General features: G+C 34.4%; 15 protein-coding genes. All 15 read left to right on the forward strand.

The features are described from left to right. The coding region (locus A5844_RS06405) for a DEAD/DEAH box helicase (protein ID WP_256924530.1) at positions 1 to 1,203 on the forward strand (1,203 nt) is incomplete at its 5' end. Between the two features lie 297 nt (positions 1,204 to 1,500). Beyond that, a complete protein-coding gene (locus A5844_RS06410) occupies positions 1,501 to 2,628 on the forward strand; it encodes an AAA domain-containing protein (protein WP_256924531.1) in 1,128 nt (375 codons plus the stop codon). A 272-nt stretch (positions 2,629 to 2,900) separates the two neighbouring features. After that, positions 2,901 to 3,140 (forward strand): DUF2726 domain-containing protein, encoded by a 240-nt coding sequence (locus A5844_RS14625; RefSeq protein WP_256924532.1) that lies wholly within the window; start codon positions 2,901 to 2,903, stop codon positions 3,138 to 3,140. A 298-nt stretch (positions 3,141 to 3,438) separates the two neighbouring features. Then, positions 3,439 to 3,759 (forward strand): hypothetical protein, encoded by a 321-nt coding sequence (locus tag A5844_RS14630; protein WP_136382455.1) that lies wholly within the window; start codon positions 3,439 to 3,441, stop codon positions 3,757 to 3,759. Between the two features lie 687 nt (positions 3,760 to 4,446). Beyond that, positions 4,447 to 4,956: a DinB family protein gene (locus A5844_RS06420; RefSeq protein ID WP_086284377.1), complete on the forward strand. Its 510-nt coding sequence runs from the start codon at positions 4,447 to 4,449 to the stop codon at positions 4,954 to 4,956. A 1,202-nt stretch (positions 4,957 to 6,158) separates the two neighbouring features. Beyond that, positions 6,159 to 7,520 (forward strand): citrate transporter, encoded by a 1,362-nt coding sequence (locus A5844_RS06425; RefSeq protein WP_143353706.1) that lies wholly within the window; start codon positions 6,159 to 6,161, stop codon positions 7,518 to 7,520. A gap of 19 nt (positions 7,521 to 7,539) precedes the next feature. After that, positions 7,540 to 8,763 (forward strand): amidohydrolase family protein, encoded by a 1,224-nt coding sequence (locus tag A5844_RS06430; RefSeq protein WP_086284378.1) that lies wholly within the window; start codon positions 7,540 to 7,542, stop codon positions 8,761 to 8,763. Positions 8,764 to 9,487: 724 nt separating this feature from the next. Beyond that, entirely contained in the window at positions 9,488 to 9,781 is a 294-nt protein-coding gene (locus A5844_RS06435; RefSeq protein ID WP_086284379.1) for a WXG100 family type VII secretion target, read from the forward strand. 342 nt (positions 9,782 to 10,123) lie between these two features. Beyond that, a complete protein-coding gene (locus A5844_RS06440) occupies positions 10,124 to 10,408 on the forward strand; it encodes a type VII secretion protein, YukD family (RefSeq protein WP_086284380.1) in 285 nt (94 codons plus the stop codon). Continuing rightward, positions 10,396 to 11,568 (forward strand): type VII secretion protein EssB, encoded by a 1,173-nt coding sequence (gene essB, locus A5844_RS06445; protein WP_086284381.1) that lies wholly within the window; start codon positions 10,396 to 10,398, stop codon positions 11,566 to 11,568. The genes A5844_RS06440 and essB overlap by 13 nt, the downstream gene beginning before the upstream one ends. Next, complete coding sequence (gene essC, locus A5844_RS06450) at positions 11,549 to 15,988, forward strand: type VII secretion protein EssC (protein WP_086284382.1); 4,440 nt, start codon at positions 11,549 to 11,551, stop codon at positions 15,986 to 15,988. Before essB ends, essC begins: the two co-directional genes overlap by 20 nt. Positions 15,989 to 16,398: 410 nt before the next feature. Then, positions 16,399 to 16,992, forward strand: a complete 594-nt coding sequence (locus tag A5844_RS06455; RefSeq protein ID WP_086284383.1) for a hypothetical protein — start codon at positions 16,399 to 16,401, stop codon at positions 16,990 to 16,992. A 32-nt stretch (positions 16,993 to 17,024) separates the two neighbouring features. Next, entirely contained in the window at positions 17,025 to 17,555 is a 531-nt protein-coding gene (locus A5844_RS06460) for a hypothetical protein (protein ID WP_086284384.1), read from the forward strand. 248 nt (positions 17,556 to 17,803) lie between these two features. After that, complete coding sequence (locus A5844_RS14420; RefSeq protein WP_218776169.1) at positions 17,804 to 17,968, forward strand: hypothetical protein; 165 nt, start codon at positions 17,804 to 17,806, stop codon at positions 17,966 to 17,968. A 691-nt stretch (positions 17,969 to 18,659) separates the two neighbouring features. Then, on the forward strand, positions 18,660 to 18,905 hold the full coding sequence (locus A5844_RS06465) for a hypothetical protein (RefSeq protein WP_086284385.1): 246 nt from the start codon (positions 18,660 to 18,662) through the stop codon (positions 18,903 to 18,905). Positions 18,906 to 18,932 lie beyond the last annotated feature (27 nt).

Genomic DNA, 18,932 nt, shown 5'->3' on the forward strand with positions numbered 1-18,932 from the left:
AAAAGACGCATCTCACTTAAAGAGAGAGTTCGATTTTTAATAGAGTTCAAAATGTTTAAAGTAGGTTTTTTAAATGATTATAGTAATCGACTGAATTTTTATTATTCTCTACAGACTTATTATTATGAAAGGCGGATAGTTTTAAAAGAACAAGAATTGAAAAAATATAATCAGTTTTTAGAAAATAGTAACCATCAGCAATTACAAGAGGAATTAATAAAGAAATCATTGTCCTTTCTTAAACAAGAATTACAAAGAAGCAACAATCCTACTCATACTTTTACATTTGCTAGCTATAAAAAAGAGTTCAAAAAATTTATTGAAAGATTTCTTGTGATTGGTAGCAGTACTCATTCGATTATAAATTCTATAGCTCCTGGTGCGATCCTAGATTACGTTATTATTGATGAGGCTTCACAGCAAGATATCATTCCAGGAATATTAGGATTAGGGTGCGCAAGGAATATCGTCATCGTGGGAGATCGAAAGCAACTCTCTCATATTCCGATGAATACAAAAGTGGAATCTCCGTCTGTTTATTTTGATTGTAACAAAAATAGTTTGCTTGATTCATTTGTTCAACTATTTAGTCATAAGGTACCAATTACCCTTTTAAAAGAACATTATCGATGCCATCCTAAAATCATTCAGTTTTGTAATCAACAGTTTTATGACAACCAATTGATTCCCATGACTTCTGATAAAGGTGAACCAGCGCTTGAGTTGATTATTACTTCAAAAGGGAATCATACACGAAATAGAAGTAATCTGAGAGAGATTGAATCTTTTCTTGAAGTTGGTCCACTAGATAATAAAGACGTAGGATTTATTGCACCATTTAATAATCAAATACAACTAGCCAATCAATATTTATCTGAAGACTTTTTAAAGGCTACTATTCATAAATTTCAAGGAAGAGAATGTAAAGAAATTATATTTTCAACAGTTCTTGATAAAAAAAGAGATAGTCAAAACATAATAGATTTTGTCGATTCCTCTAATTTGGTTAATGTAGCAGTATCACGAGCAATAAAAAAATTTACCTTAATTACTGGAGATGAAGTTTTTACAAGTAATAATAAAAGTTTGGCTGCATTGATCAGGTATATAAGATCTGTCTCTTATACACATCTAGATGTGTATAAGAGACAGAGTAAACGAGTAGTAAATTACTGTAAAGTGATGTGTGTGTTTAGTCATTAAGAAAAGCGTTAGTGCAGATCATTGTACTAACGCTTTTTTTAAGAAAAAAAGATTACTAAAAGCTAAAAGACTTGTTTTATTTCATCCTTTAGGTCATTTGTAATAAATATATCTAATTGGTTATTCAAGCTATTCTTAGGATGTTTTTTTGGATATTCACACCAAATCATGAAGGATTTAGGTCAGTTTACAGATAAGAAATTCTTTCAGAATAGGTACACCAATAAGTAACTGAGAAACATATTACTTTAGATATATTAGATATAGCCAATATTATTGAGAAAAGGAGAGATTGACTTGTTTTCAATTTATATGGATGGACAGGATAAAACAAATCAAATAATTGACTGGGAGTTAGTCTTAAAAAGAGATGAAATCAGCGTGAAGGTGAGATTTCATTCAGGTAAAACTTTTGAGAAACCACTTCACTTATGCCAGATAACTCCTAAAAAAGAACTCAAAGCAAATCTTTTGTTACGAGAAAACGGGATCTACGAAATGGTAGAAAAAGTTACGGAATACGGAAATAAGTATATAGCTTGTAGCTCTCTTACTGATTCAAAAAAGATAGTAGCAGAATCAGCAAAAGTAAAATTATTTGTTCAATCTGATTTAAAAAAAGAGCGAATATTTTCTTACTTTAATGACGTCATCGAAGCACGTATAGAGTTGGGGAAGGCTAAAGACAGACCTATGTTGGAAAGTCTTAAGCGACAAATGGACCAAATCACTCCCTGCAAAGAGACAGCATTGCATGCATATTGTTACGGGGAAAATAAGAGTAGAGAGGGCTTGAAACATTACATATTTCCTTTTGGGTTGAATGAAAGCCAAATGAGAGCTGTAGAAAATGCGTTTTCTTCACAAATCAGTATCATTGAAGGCCCTCCAGGAACAGGGAAAACCCAAACAATTTTAAATATCATTGCTAATATATTAATTACTAAAAAATCTGTAGCTATTGTTTCTAATAATAATTTTGCTGTTGAAAACGTCTATGAAAAAATGGCTAAATATGATTTGGATTATTTAATCGCAAAATTAGGAAGTAAAGATAATAGAATAAATTTTTTTAAGAATCTGCCTAGTAAGCCACAAGAGGAAGATAGCTTAACTAAAATAGATGTAAATGAAATTGATCTGATATTAGAGAAATTAAAAGATCGATTAGTCATTCAGAATAAAGTAGCAAAATTGAAGTCAGAAATTAGTGAATTACGAATCGAGAAAGAATATTTAAATAAATGGCACAAGGAAAATCCGTTAATGAATTTCATTGATATAAAAAATTATCGAATGAGTTTAAGTAAAATCTCTGATTTATTAGTGTACATAAATTCTTTAGAAAAAAGACGCATCTCACTTAAAGAGAGAGTTCGATTTGTCTCTTATACACATCTAGATGTGTATAAGAGACAGATATAAGATATTATGCTTCAAATAAAAATATTCATGAAAGTCCAGTCGTTTCAGCTTTTGATTTATTATATGATGAATATGACCAGTCACTTGAAAAACTACGCGAGCGTTTAAATGTAAGTGATCCACAAGCAAAATCAGCAGGGGTTTTTTCCTTAGTATTAAGAGATATATTGAGAACAAATGAATTTGATTCACTAAAGTATCATATGCAAATTGGGCTCATTCAATTAGTTTCGCTCAGAAAACACTTGTTTACAGATAGAGAGTTAGAATTTATGAAGCAAAAAGCGAGTTGTGATTTTGTCATTTATTATAAAGTTGGAAAGAAACCTATAGGAGTAATAGAAATTGATGGTGGATATCATGAAATAGAAAAACAAAAAGAAAGGGATCTTCTGAAAAATTCAATTCTTGATAAAGCGAAAATTCCCTTACTTAGGATAAAAACAATCGAAGGGAGAATCGAGGAAAAAACGAAGTCTTTTTTAAGAAAGTGTGTAATTGAAAGTATTTAAATAAACCCGTTTTTATCTTATTTCTACTAATGATGAACGTCATGAAGATAGTAAAGAGAGCACTTTTTATGAAATAAGTAAAAACAATTGCGATTATATCTAATACAGTTGTAAAAAAATACTAATCTATTTACGTATAAGGTAAATAATTAGAAAAATATTCTATTGAAAAGTATAAATATAGGACTACTTCCATTTATGATTCTAAGAATGCCTATTAAACACCATTTATTTTTATATAAAATGTAGAAAGAAGGTTGTCCATGAAAAATATTTTCCTGTAGGGATTTTATTAATTATGTTATTTTCATTTTTTAATTTTGCACAAGTTTTTACTGAAGCGGGTGGATATAGCGGAGGTACAACGAATGGAGGTATCTCTGGAGGTGGTTCAGTAGGACATACTTCCAAGTATTTTCGAAGTTCACGAAGAAATGATACTTCTGGTCCTTCTACACCAGAAGGCTACGTATTCATGGGAGTATCTTTGGGTGTGATTGTAGCTTTTCTTTATTTAAAGAGAAAAAGAAGAAAAAATGTGACCGATGAACTACTGTCTAGGTTGCTCGGAACAACGAAAGAAAAGATTACTAGCAGAAATCGAAAATATCTTTTTTGATAACCAACAAGCTTGGGGGCAAGAAGCCCCTGAACAAGCAAGGAGTTGTTATACGGAGAATTTCTTGGCAGAATATCAACGGATTTTACATAATTACAAAAAAGAGGGTATGAGAAACCATACAAAAAAATAATTCTTGAGCAGTTTGGCAATTATCGGCAAATTGACGAGGGGAGTTTTTGTATACGGATCGATTTTAGTTGCTATGATTATTTACTTGATGAAAAGCATCAGCAAGTGATTTTAGGGAAACAGTACCGACAGTAATATTTTTCACAAATATGGTATTTTTATTTTTCAGAAAAAGAAAATGGCAAGCTGACTTTATCCAACCAATTGTCCTTACTCAGAAAAATACGTATTTGAATGGAAATTTATTATTTCAGGAATTTTTTTCATGGTAAATCCCTTTTTATTATTTCACATGAGACGAGAACTGAGGTATTTATGGAACATAAAAGAAAAGGGGATGACAAAAACAAAAGTTTCCGATTGAATCATATATTTTGCACTACATAGGATAGCTAATAACAGAGTCTTCATTCAATTTGGTTAAAGAAATGTATGGTGAAGAAGAATCTCTTTTGTATTGCCCCTTTACTGAGCAGTTTGAATAATTGGATTCTCTACTTTTCTATAGTAGAGTAGAGATAAGAAATTTTTGACTGAACCTAGAGGAGGAGTATCATGAAGGAAACACAATTGACGATTGAGACATTGCAACGTGCTCAAGAACGACTTGAAGAAACATTGGCTCAAATGACTGTGGAAGAGGCAAACACGATGCCGGAACCTTTGATTAAATCGGTGACTTGGTTGATGTGGCATACTGCTCGAGAAATCGATTTGCAGATCTCAGCACTAGCTGATCGTCAACCGCTTTGGCTACAAGCTCACTTTAGCGAACAGTTTGCTCTGGAATTACCTGATGATACAGAAGATTGGCGCCATACGCCAGAAGAGGCTGCCAAAGTGATCGTAAATCAGAAGGAATTATTACTGGATTATCTTTCTGCCAGTATGGCATTGGCAATTGACTACCTTCAATCGATTGATGAAACTAGCTTGTCAGAAGTGATTGATGAGAACTGGACGCCAGCTGTGACACGACAGGCTAGAATTGTTTCTATCATTGATGATGCGGTGATGCATTCTGGGCAAGCAGTATATACGAGAAGATTGGTGATTGGCAAATAATGGGCTGTTTTTTTAAATTCGTGCAGGATGATTTTGCTGTTTGGTTCTTGAAATACTGCTAAAATCAACTTAGTGCATGGCATATCTAGATGTGATGGGCGTGGGGCAAAAGCGTTATTTACTTTTGTTCCACGCTTTAAATACATATAAAGGGCGGGAGCAGAAGCAACTCCTTCGAAAATAAGCCGAAATTCACAAAAATTTGAAAAGCAATTTTCGTGAATTCCTTCTTATTTCTCGGAGTTAAACGCTTCTGTCCCAGCCTCGATTTTTTTGAGAGGTGCTATGGCTGACTTGGTGTGACACGAGCAGATAAGATTCACTATTGAATATGATGATAAACAAGCCATGTAAAAATCGGTTAAGAGACTCTATTCGAATGAACCCGTAGATTTCTCTTTGGAAAAATGAATAATGCCGTAAATCAAAAAATAGGACGATTCAAGCGATAGATAAATGTCTCCTGCTATGTGGGAGTTCTAGGCCACATCCATGAAGTGTGTGGTCTGCATTTTCATCGTTTTTTTTTTTGTCAGAAACTGATTTCTATTATTGATCGGATATCATTTATCGGACTGATAATTAGTCGTAACTTTTTGAAAAAATCTCTAAGTTATCGATGCAACTAACGAACCTTCGAACAATTGAGAATTTGTCGGTGGAACAAACCATTCTTTATCGCCGAACCAAATGATCCACTGCAGCACTTTGTTTAAATGCAAAGGGTAGCCATTAGTTCTTTTGATTTAGGAATCATCAAGAAATTTAGACAATTGGCTAAAAAAAGGCATTTTTTTTTAGAATAACGTCCAAAGAAAACGTATACATAATCACGTAAAATAGGAAATAGGAAGATGAATAGAAAAGGAATCTGGAAGAATGATCCTACACAAATAGAAAGCCAAAATGAGAGGTAATTGACAACAATAAGATGACTATCACCTGAAAGAACTCGTTATTGGCGTGCAGGATGGTTTTTGAAAGGGAGTGTTGCAAGAAATAAGAATCAGCTAATAGTAGATAGTGACTAAAGATAGTCTTTCAATAAATTTGGTCATATGAACGAGTTTTTAATGTAGCATTTATTCTTATCGACAGCGAAGTTTTGTCTGTATTTATACAAAGTAATTCACCTAGAACGCTGAATCACTCACTTTTATCGTGTGAATGATTTACTTTCATCCAAAAAAGGACGTGAAAAAATGAAAACATTAAAAAAATGGGTCTTTTTGTTTACTGCTTTGTTCGTGGGGATATTTTATGGATTCGCTGTACATGCAGAAGAAACAATTGACCAAATTATCGCACCAACAGGTTTTAAAGCAATTCTAGTTCTTGTTCCTTTGATTTTAGTCTTAGTTCTTTTATTTAGAAAAGTAGACATGATTATTGCGGGATTGGTCGCAGGTGTCTTAGCCATGATCATTGGAGGAATCAGTTTAGCCGAAGCAAATACGCAACTTTTGGAAGCTGTTCCGACTATGTTGAGTATCACAGTACCCATCATCAATTCTGCTGTAGCAATGGCTGTTTTTAAAGCGGGCAGTTATACCGCTGCACTGACATTAGCTAAACGAGGGACAAAAGGCAAGGTAGAATATGTTTCTGCATTTATTGTAATTTTACTTGCTGCTGCGACCTATATGTCGGGTATCGGTGGTGGTAGCGCAATGGTGATCGCACCGCTGGCCTTTGCTGCGGTAGGGGTGGTACCGGAATTGATTGCGGCCATGTCATTAGCGGCAGCTGTTTCATTTACCACTTCTCCGGCTTCTTTAGAATCAAGTATCGTATCCAAGCTTGGTGATTTTAGTGTTTCTTCTTATGTTGCTGAAATGCGGCCTTTCTGGTTACTGTTTGTTTTGTTAGCCATTGTTTTGGCTTTTTGGGGGACCAAGCGCCGTCACATTGGATTTAAGGCATCAGTTGAAGACGAATATGAAACAAAAAGTAATGCTGAGTTATTCAAAATCACTTTACCAGCCATTTTCTTACTTTTCGCTGTAATATTTGGGCCATTAGTCAATAACTTGATTGGCTTTGTCTTCTTTACTCCTCTTGTTTATATGGTGATTACATTAGCCCTCATCTACTTATGTACCCATTTCTCAATGAATCAATCGGTGGAAGCCATGGTCGATGGTTCTACCTATATTCTGACTCGCTTGTTTCAAGTGGGGATTTTTTTGGCATTTATTAATATTATTGCACAAACAGGTACATTTGCAGTAATTGCTGGCGTGGCTCAGAATGCACCAGGATTTGTTGTAGTGCCAGTCGCTATCTTGACAGGAGTATTGATTGGAGTTCCGGCCGGAGCCTACGTTGGTTCTGTGTTGACACTGGTGTTGCCAGTCGCAGTCTCTCTTGGATTTCCACCGATTGCTTTAGGATTTGTCACAATGGGCGTTGGTTTAGGCAGTCAGATGAGCTTTGTCAATATCACGATGCAAGCATTGTCTTCAGGATTCCAGATACCCATCTTGGATGTGGTCAAAGGTAATGTGAAATGGCTTAGCCTTGCCTCAGTTATTTTGTTAATCATTGGCTTGATTTTTGGTTAAGTAAGAAGGAGGAAATGAAATGGATTTATTGATTAAACAAGCGAGAATCGAAGATGGGGAAGAACTAAAAGATGTTGGCATCACTGACGGTAAAATTGTAGAGATCGCTCCATCGATTCAAACAACTGCAAATGAAACAATTGAAGCAAATGGTCGAGTGCTGATCCCTGGCCTGGTAGAAAGTCATATTCATTTAGATAAAGCCTTGATTGCTGATCGTGAACCCAACAACTCTGGCACATTACAAGAAGCAATTGCGGTGACGGCAAAATTAAAACCGACCTTCACAGAAGAAGACGTATATCAACGGGCAAAACAGGCACTAGAGATGTTGATTGTCCATGGAACCACAGCTGTTCGGACGCATGCTGAATTTGATCCGGCACAAGGATTTACTGGTTTTGATACGATCATGAGATTAAAAGAAGAATATAAAGATTTGATTGATATGCAAGTCGTTGCCTTTCCTCAAGAAGGTATTTTTAAAGCACCTGGTACAGATAAAATGATGATCGAAGCCATGGAAAAAGGCGCAGATGTCGTAGGGGGTATTCCTTATAACGATGTACCTGCTGATGAACATATTGATTTAGTCTTTTCTATTGCCAAACAGTTTGATAAAGACATTGATCTGCATCAAGACTTCTCAGATGAAGCAGATGAGACTTCGATTGTTTATTTGTGTGAGAAGACTGTCAAAGAAGGGTATCAAGGCCGAGTATCTGTAGGGCATCTGACGGCATTGCATGCCATGCATCCTGAAAGGTTAGCTGGTGTCATAGAGTTAATGGCGGAAGCACAGATCAACGTTATGCCATTACCAGCGACTGATCTTCATTTAGGTGCTAGAAATGACTCCTACAATGTACGACGGGCAGTAACACCCATTCGTAAATTAAGAGATGGCGGAGTAAATATCTGCTTAGGAAGCAACAATATCCGCAATGCTTTTACTCCTTATGGCAATGGGGATTTGATTCAGATCGCGATGCTCGCAATCCCAGTTGCGCATCTAGGAGGGGCAGCTGACTTACCAACGGTTTTACCGATGATCACAACGAACACTGCGAAAGCCTTAAAATTAGCAGATTATGGTTTGGCTGTCGGTAAAAAAGCCGATTTAGTTTTGTTAGATACAAAGTCAAAAAATAATGCACTGATCGATCTTCCAGAACGGGTATATGTCATCAAGAATGGTCGTATAACTGTTAAAGTGGATAGAAATATTGAAATATTCCGTTAAGATGAGGCGTTAAAACGAGATGAATAGAATGGATAAAATAGACTAAAAAGTGATGAAGCTTCAAGAAAGCAATCATTTCCCCCACTCTGAGAGTCAATGACTTTTTAATCCATTCATCCATTGGTTAAAATTGAATAAGAAAGCAACTAACACAACGAGGCTGGGATAGAAGTGATCAACTCCGAGAAATGAGAAGTGAATCATGAAAATTGCTTTTCAAATTTTTGTGAATTTCAGCTTATTATGAAAGAGTTGCTTCTGATTCCGCCGTGTATACGTATTTAGAGCGTGAAACAAGAGTAAATCCTACTTTTGTTCCACGCTTGTTTTTTATTGACTCTTTTTGATTTGAATGGATTCTAGCGCCATCAATTTAGAAGAATAGGAAGAAGCTGTTTCCTTAATTTCTATTCATCCATCTAATATTTCGCTTCAACTACTTTTTTGACCAAAAGCCTTATTATTTATTCGTTGTTGATCTTCAATTATCGAAGAAGAATAAGTTCAGTGATGGTTCATTTTTTAAATAAAAGTAAGTGACGATACGTATTGATATAGTGAAGGGGTTGCTTCTGATTTCGCCGTGTATACGTATTTAGAGTATGAAACAAGAATAAATAATACTTTTGTCCGACGTCAATAAAAATTTCTGATAAGCTATTAAAAAAACAAAGAAAATTTAGCGTATTTTATTTTGAGCAGTGAAAGACAGAGGAGGATGGACATGGCAGGCGTAATTAAAATCACTCCAGAACAGCTTAAAACACAAGCAAGAGTGTATTCACAAGCATCTTTTCAAATTCAAGAGGCGCTCCGAAAAGTGCATGCAATGAACCAACACATTGCCCAAGAATGGAAGGGTCAAGCGTTCCAAGCATACCTCGCACAATACAATCAATTAGAAGGAAACGTCAAGCAGATGGAACAATTACTAGAAAGCATTCATCAACAATTGAATAAATACGCTGATACAGTAGCAGAACGTGACCGCCAAGATGCACGTTCATTTGGTTTTTAGATTTGATGCATCAAAATGTAAAGGAAAAGCAATCGTGAAATATTTTTTTTAGAGGAGAATGTAGTTGAAAAACAAAGGAAATATTTTAAACGGTGTTTTCAGTACGTTTTACACCATTTATATAAAAACAATAGTTAAGTAATATGAGTCTAAGTGCTGAGTTTTTCATACAAGAAGGTCTAAAGAACGAACCATGTATCACAGATCCAGGCTTGAGAAAAAATATCGAACAAATCATTACGATGTATCAGTCTTTTTTAGGAGATTATTTTGCTAGGTATTTTTTAAAACCGGTTTTCTTATCAGTGCCTTCAGAAAAATCACTAAGAGAAGGAGCCAATTATGAAAAATACGATGTTTGTAAGTCTAGAATTACATATATCAGATCAAGTGTTTGATTTAAAGGCCCCTAATCAGATTTCGATTATTAGATTCAAAGAATTACTAGTTGAAACTTTTACGTTATTATCAGTTGAATTACTCTCTGATTTTGAACTAGTCGTATTAAATAAGCCCATTCACATAGAGGAAGATCATTTATTAAGTGATTATTCCTTAGGAGACGGAGATCAAGTATTGATAAAAGAAATTACAAATAAAGAAAGTGACCCAGTATGGCTAAACTAATAGATCGTTCAGAAAAAATTCAGTTGGAAGAAGCTTTTAAGTATGTATCAGTAAGGCTACAGGCCGGTCAATACTGCCTAGATCAATTAGAACAGTTCCAGCAGATTTTAGAACCAAAATGTGGTTTTTTAGATGGTGAAATAATCTCAGTAACAGGAGAAGAATTGATTATCCATTACAAGAAAAAAACTTACACACAATGCTTGACTCAGTTTTTAGAAAAGAAAGATAGACTTCAACGACTACTGGTTGCACAAAGACTGTATTTTTTAGTGGACTTTGTAGATAGTCCAGTCCATCCATTCGTTCACCCTGAAAACTTATTTGTATACGGAGAAGAGGTAGTGGTGGCACATCGAGGATTTATAAAAGCAATCGTTCCTTATGCAGCAGACAGATACTCATATTTCAAACAGTATCGAGGACTTGTTCTCTCCATTTTATACCCAAAATACAACTATGAATCATTGATTGAAGGTAGTGGTGCACTAAAAGAACCTTTTTCTAAAAAAATACAAGAAGCAACAACAATCAGTGAGATTCATCAACTTATTGGCGAACAGATTATACGACAAAAAGTAAAGTATGAGAAAGAAAGTTGTGTTGTCAAAAGAAAGAAATATCAATTATTCAAATGGGGAATGATAGTTTTGGCTATTTTGACTATTGGTTTAGGGACTACGACCAGTATCTATTTATTGAAAAAATTGCCTGAACAAGAACGGATAAGTACTGCAAAATCACAGTTTATTGCAAATAATTATGCGGGAGTTCTTGGAACATTAAAAGCAAATCAAGTTGAAAAGCTGTCTAAAGAAACAAAGTATATCGTGGCTGTAAGTGCGGTACACTTGGATCATTTGACCGATGAACAAAGATCAGCTATTTTAAATCATTTATCACAAAAATCAGAAGATTATCTATTGCTTTACTGGATCTATATAGGAAGAGGGCATTTTGCCAAGGCCTTAGATATTGCTCAAACCTTTGACGACAATCAATATATTTTACATGCCTATACCAAATTATATGATACAACGAAAACAAACAGCACAATGAAAGGTGAAAAAAAGCAAAAGTTACTTACTAAATATGAAAAGGAAATTAATCATTATATGGAAATTCTAGAAGGTGAAAATGATGAGGAGGAAGTCACTTGATTCTATCCTTTCGATAGATGACAGAATTCATTCTTCAACTGTTGTTTACTATGATATTTTTTATTTCGGGGAAAAATTCATTCATAAACAACTCACAGATAAACAATCAAGAGTGGAAATTAAAAAGCAAGTTTTTACTTATGCGGATGGAGAGGTCAATTATCATCAGGAAATGAAGAAAAGTCATTCAAAATTTAGGATCATTCCACATGAGAAGATACGAACTATTGCAACAAGTAAACCGAAAAAAGATTTTCTGATTTCATCTTCACATACTTCAGCTATTTCCCTAGAAACAGATGCAATTATTTCTGTTGCTGTAGATAAGATAAGTGGTCAATATAGGCTAATGATTTATTCGAGCAAGGATGCTATTTACTATAATCGATGTATGGTGGATAAAGGAACGTTTCCTTTTCATTCAGGAGATCAATTAGTTGTAGCTGGTGTAATAATTGAAGTCCGAGAACAACAATTGAAGTTGACGAGTTTAGAGAATCAGTTTTTCTTAAATCCTTGGGAAATCGTAGAAGAAGCATATCTAACGGAATATCCAGTAGATTTTCCGACATTTCGAAGAAGTCCTCGAATCCATTTAAAGGAACCTAAACAAAAGATCGATATTGTTGAACCAAAATTAGAAAAGAAGGAAAGGGAGAATGAGTGGTTGAAAATGATCATTCCATCAGTGGCAATGGTTGTTTTAAGTGGTGCTACAAGCTTTATTAGCGGTGGGAATCCTATGGTGATGATCAGTATGGGAAGCGTAAGTTTATTAACTGCTGGATGTACAGTTGCTAGTTACTTTACCAATAAAAAAGAAGCAAAACATAAAAATGAGCAACGAATCAATCAGTATGAACAATACCTGATCCAAGAAAAATCGATTCTGAATACCTTGCAACAAGAACAGAAAAAGGCCTTGGAATATATGAATCCATCAATAGATGAACTTTCGTTAATGACGAAAGAATATCATTCGAGAATTTATGAACGTATGATGACCCATGAAGATTTTTTAAATGTCTCTTTAGGAAAAGGAAGTGTTCCTTCAAGCTTTACCACACACTACCAGTTATTAGAAGAAAATGAATTAAGTCAACAAGTAAAAGAACAACTGATTCGTCCGTATGGATCTTTAGAACAAGCTCCAATTGTTGTCTCGTTAAAAGACCAGATATTAGGTTTTTCTGGAACAACCGCTAGTTTGCGAACGGCTATCCAAACGTTACTTTTCCAACTGGCAGTCCTCCATTCCTATCATGATGTAGAATTTATATTATTGTTATCTGAGGAAGATTATGAGAAATACTGGCATTCATGGCGGTGGCTACCACATATAAAGAACCAAAATTTAAATTTACGAGGAATCGTTCACAATCAGCAGACAAAAGAAATGGTTTTAAACTCTTTTTATCAAATAATTGTTAAGAGGCGTCAACAAGTACGTGAAGCGGTGAATGGAAGACCTCAATTTAGACCACATTACATTTTATCTATTTTAGATGAAAGTTGGCTATTAGGACATGGACTAAATGAATTTTTAGCAGAAGATATAAGTTCTTATGGTGTGACAGTCATTTGGGGAAAGAATTCAGTGAATAGTTTGCCAGAAACAACAACTGTACTTGTGGATTATCACAGCAAGGAAGCCGCAGTACTGATCAATCAAAACAAAGAGTACGTGAATCAACGATTTATTTCTAATCCTTTGCCTACTACTTACCCAATGGAACAAGCCATTCGACGCCTCGCAAATTTACATCACCTAGAGATAGAGAAGAACATTATTCCCGAACATTTGAGTTTTTTGGAGCAATATGAAGTAGATCGTATGGAAGAACTTGAAATAGAAAAGCGGTGGATAAATGCAGAGCCCAATAGATCGATTCGTTCCCTTATTGGTTGGCGTGGGAAATCTGATCCTGTTTACTGGGATTTGCATGAAAGAGTTCATGGTCCGCATGCACTGGTAGCTGGAACAACAGGATCAGGGAAATCTGAATTTTTAACTAATTATTTAATAGGACTAGCGATTAATTTTTCTCCAGAAGACATTGGAATGTTGATCATTGACTGGAAAGGCGGCGGTATTGCAAATACTGTAGATAGACTTCCCCATTTCATGGGAGCAATCACGAATCTAGATAATACAGAAATAGCCAGAGTGTTAATAAGTATTAAAGCAGAGTTAAGCAAACGGCAAAGAGAGTTTGCAAAGTATCATGTCAATAATATTTATGGATATATGAACTTATACAAACAAAGAAAAAATCCTAAACCCACTATCCTTTATCCAACAAAAGCTTTGCCTCAACTGTTTCTAGTTGTAGACGAATTTGCTGAACTAAAAGTAAATGTTCCAGAATTTTTAGATGAGTTAACTTCTGTCGCACGTATTGGACGATCATTAGGCGTACACCTGATCTTAGCCACTCAGAAACCTGCTGGAGTAGTGAATGATCAGATTGAAGCTAATAGTACGAGTAAAATTGCTTTGAAAATGGCGAGTGTACAGGATTCAAATGAATTACTCAAAACAGCAGATGCTGCCCAAATTAAAAATCCTGGACGAGGTTATCTTAAAGTAGGAGAAAATGAAGTATATGAACTCTTTCAAAGTGGATATACTGGAATAATTTATGAACCTAATCAAGTAATGGAAGAAACAATTGATGAACGAATTTATCGTATCAACGGCTTAGGACAAGCAGATTTACTTTATGATCCAGATGAATACAGGACCATAAACACAGATCGTGACTTGCCGACACAGCTAGAAGCAGTGATTGAAAAAATCAATGATACTTTTGTGAAATCGGATTTTACGATTCCTGATAAACCATGGTTACCAAAACTTGAAAAAAGAATCATCACACCAACGCCTATTAAGACACAAAATCGCTGTCTTAAAATCCCACTTGGTTTATTGGATATCCCCTCTGATCAAATTCAAACAGTTTATGAATTTGATCTAGAAAAAGCAAAACACACCGCAATATTTGCAAGCTCTGGTTATGGAAAATCCACTATTATACAAACAATGACGATCAATCTTTCATGTAAGAATACTCCAGAACAGATTCACTTTCATTTATTAGATTTTGGTAACAATGGTTTATCACCTTTAAAAGACTTGCCACATGTAGTAGATATTGTGAATTTAGAAGATGAGAAGCTACAAAAAATGATAGATCGAATCGTTGCTTTATTGTTAGAACGTAAAAATTTGTTCAAACAGGCAGAAGTGTTGAATTTATCTCAGTATGAAATAAAAACAAAGATAAAATTGCCCATAAATATTACAATTGTGGATGGTTATGATGGATTGTCTGTAGGGTCGCAAAGAAAAGACAAAGTGGATGAAGTTCTTTTACAATTATTGAGAGATGGCGCAAGTATGGGGTGCTACCTTATCTTATCAGCTAATCGTTCAAATTCTATTCGAATAAATTGGATGAGTAGTTTTACAACTAAAATTTCTCTGTACTTAAATGATGAAACGGAGTTAAGAGATTTGATGGGTAGAGAGTATGTATCTCCACAAGCAATTAATGGTCGGGGACAAGTGAACCTCAGTGTGCCCACGGCTATTCAATTCTATCTACCAGCTCATGGGGAGAAGGATGGTGCAATCTTAGAAAATTTAAAAAGAAAAGTACACGAGTTGGACCGGTCGTGGTATGGGGAAAGACCAGAAAAAATCCCAATGGTGCCAGATGAACTAACGTGGAAGACATTCGGGGATTTAGTCGGAAAAAAAGAAAAAAATCTATTCTACTTAGGCTTGTATAAGTTGTCAGTATTACCTGCTACATTTCCATTTTACCAAGGGAAAACGTTAGGTGTTTTTCCAGAATCTGCAAAACAGTTTCAATTAGTCATGTCATCTTTTATGAGACAAATCTTTGAGTGCCAAACAAAGGCAGAAATCATTTTAATCGATGTTGCTGGAACCTTGGGAGAAATGTCTGAAAAAGTCTCTGTTTCTATCACACGGACACAAATTATTCAGCAAGAGTTTGAGTTGAAAGAAATACTAAATGACGTATATAAGTGGATCAATACTCAGAAAAAAACTGTTGTAATTGTCAATGGGCTTCTAGAGTTAACCGAAAAATCATCTCTAGGTTTGGAAGAAATCAGACAGTTTTTAACTTTTAGTCAAAAACATAGGCAATTAATTGTGATTGATCACTTAATGAAAATCAATGGGGCATTCGGCAGTTTTATTAATTTGTTAAAAGAACATATAGAAACAATCCTCTTTGGGGGAGACTTACAAAATCAACCCTTCGTTGAATATATCCCATATCAGCGCCAAAAAACACCTGTAGCTAAAGATGTTTTGCATTGTTTAAATGATGATACATTAGAACAAATCGTAGTTCCAACAGAGGTAGATGGCCGAGACACATAACCTTCAAGCTAAGGGAACGCATAAGAATTTATATCATTCTTCGTTTAGAAGACTTCACTGACTTTGTCGTTTTTTCAAAAAAAGTTACACCAAATAAAGATAGTGACTTAAAAAATTTTTTTATTAATGGGCTAAGGCTATCCATACTCGTCTTTTTTGTCCCTCTTCGAGAATTCAAACCACTTCTTTTTAACTGAAATAGGCAGAAGTTGCCCACCCCCTTTATACGTATTCATAATAAAAAGTCACTGCAACCAGTAAATAGAGTCCGAAAACTGGATTTTGTCTGCAGTTTTTATGGATAAGATTTGAATTAATACCTTCCTAAAATTTTTTGTATCAGAAAAACGTGGTATAAGAAAATATTTTTTTTGTTATATAAAGGTATTAAAAGAGAGGAGTTGGCTCAAATGGTGGCTAAAGAATTAAGTGAATTTGAACATAGAGAAGAATTGTTAGCGCTTACTCTAAGCTTAAAAGAAAATGATTCGATCACAACTCGCGGGAATGAAGGTAAAAAGCATTATCGTTTATTATTTAATACGTATATCAAAATGCTAGAATCAGATAATAATGGCTTTTTTGTAAAAACTGAAGACAAACAAAACATCATACTTTCATTGAAACGGACGATTGATTTTCGCGAAGCAAAGAAACCAGAAGCAATCAAACAGATGATTGACCAGTTAAGAAACAATGATCCAACAGATTTTTTCATTATTCCAGTTAGCTACCGTACTTCAACAAAGAAGGCATCGAAACATGCTTCATCATTGCTGATTTATAAAAAAGAGAACAAGTGTGTTGTTACTATGATCGATAAAGATCGTGGATTTAAAAAATGTTTTGGAAGTTATGTGACGATCCCATCAAATCAAATGAGTTATTTCAGCGAATTTCTTCAAGAAACAAAAAGCGTATCTGACTTTACCAAATACTTTAATAGAGTGGAACCTTACTCGTTGCTGAAAAATATTGTAGCTCTTTCAAATGAAAAAAAGTGACAAAACTGCCCATTATAATGAGTAACCAAACGATGGGAAATTGTACGGTCACCGGTGTCGAAGCAGCCTTTAGAACGGCTTTATTAAACTGTAGAATAAACTTATTCAAACAAACATCCCAAATCACTCCTAAATTTAATGACCAACCTAATTCTATTTTTGAGGAGCGCAAATTTTTTTTGGAGGCACTCAAGGGGAGTAACCCCAAAGAAAATGAATACTTAGATGCTGTTTTCAATTTCTATAAATGTAGAAAAGAACAGCAAAAGCAACTACCAAAATTAAATCATGATTGGAACAGTTGGAAGACACCGCTTCGTAAAATAATTTATATCAAGCAGAAAAATCAGCGTAAAAAATTAAAAAAACAAATTATCAAAAGTTGGGCTAACCGTTATGTTGAAGCAAAATCCCTGTCAGTAGAAGGAATGCAAAAGGGTAGTCGATTAGAATCACAAAAAACACTAAAAGTAATGACAAAAAAAGCAATAGTGAAATCCTCAATTGATTCCACATTGAAAGAGAAAAAAAGCTTAGAAAACGTGGGTTTAACTCATAGATAATTATAAATAGAATTTAAGGGCCTCGAAACATCAATGTCAACAACTTATGAAATCTTAAAACTAAAGCAGGTGGTACGTGCAATAAATGATTTTGCACCCTAACGATTACTTTTTCTTATTCGATAGCGAGTTGGCTACAAGTAAGGATTGGTTGGAACCACGGGTAGCTTAGAGTAATCTATTCTGAAAAGCGAATAGTCGTTTTCAATAAAACCTGAAATTTATAACAATAAAAGGGAGTGGCACTGATGTTACCTGATGGAGAAACGTTTGAGGGAAGTTTTATGATTCCAGTTGATCAACACAATGATAAACACTATTGGCCGTCGACTCACATTCTCTGCGACTATGGCGAATTAGCAAAACACGATTATCGTACATCGAACGTACATAGAATCACCATCGGTATGTAACGTTTAAGGTTCTTTGGCAAATCGGACTGATAGGGTCAATAATAAACCTCAAGGCTAGTAAGATTTTCTAGCTTTGAGTTTTTTTTATAAAAAAATAGATTCAATAGAATATTCTATCAGTCCTCGAAATTATAGAGCTGCTATTTTCTGAAAAAACAACAAAGTTAGTGAAGTCTTCTAAACGAAGAATGATGTAAATCCTTATGCGTTCCCTTAGCTCGATGGCTATGGGGCGGGTCAGTAATAGTTGATTTTCTGCAGAATTGTCAGACGATTAGTGAATGTTCCAATGAGGGGATTTTTGAGGAAAAATGATTGATTAACCAGATAACTGTTCAATCGGTTATTGTATGAATCAAGCAAAAAAATTATTATTAACTAACAATTTTACTGATCCAGAGATTTGTTACAGCACCGGATTTAGTAATATAAGTTATTTTATAACTGGACTTAAGAAGGAATTCCAATGAACACCGAGATAATTTAGAAAGAGATTCAAAATAATAATTGAATAAATGATTATAAATAAAATTTGATCTATAGAGTAGTGTTGTTTTATTTATTATTTTTTATACTCTACTAAAATAATTTTTTACATGTTATTTATTCTGATTTACTATCTTTTTATTGGCGCTTCTTTTGAATTAGGCGTACACTAATCGTGTAAATAAAATAAAACGAGGTGTTTACAATGGTGGATTACGAAAAAAAAGAAGAAAAAGTAGTAGAAAAGATTGTAGAGACGATTGAAAAATTGGACACTGAGTTGGACAAACTTGATTCGCTAGATGAAGAAAAAGATAAAAAGCATGAAATCAAAAAATGGTATGCTGAGAAAAAAGCGATTCATGAAATCAAACGTTTACTACATGAAATAAATAAATACGATAAATATGATGAGGAAGAACTAGAAAAATTTACTCATGATTTTGAATAGAAGATAAAAGTAAAAAAATATAAGCTG

It is taken from the genome of Candidatus Enterococcus wittei (genome assembly GCF_002140175.1).
GTDB lineage: Bacteria > Bacillota > Bacilli > Lactobacillales > Enterococcaceae > Enterococcus_B > Enterococcus_B wittei.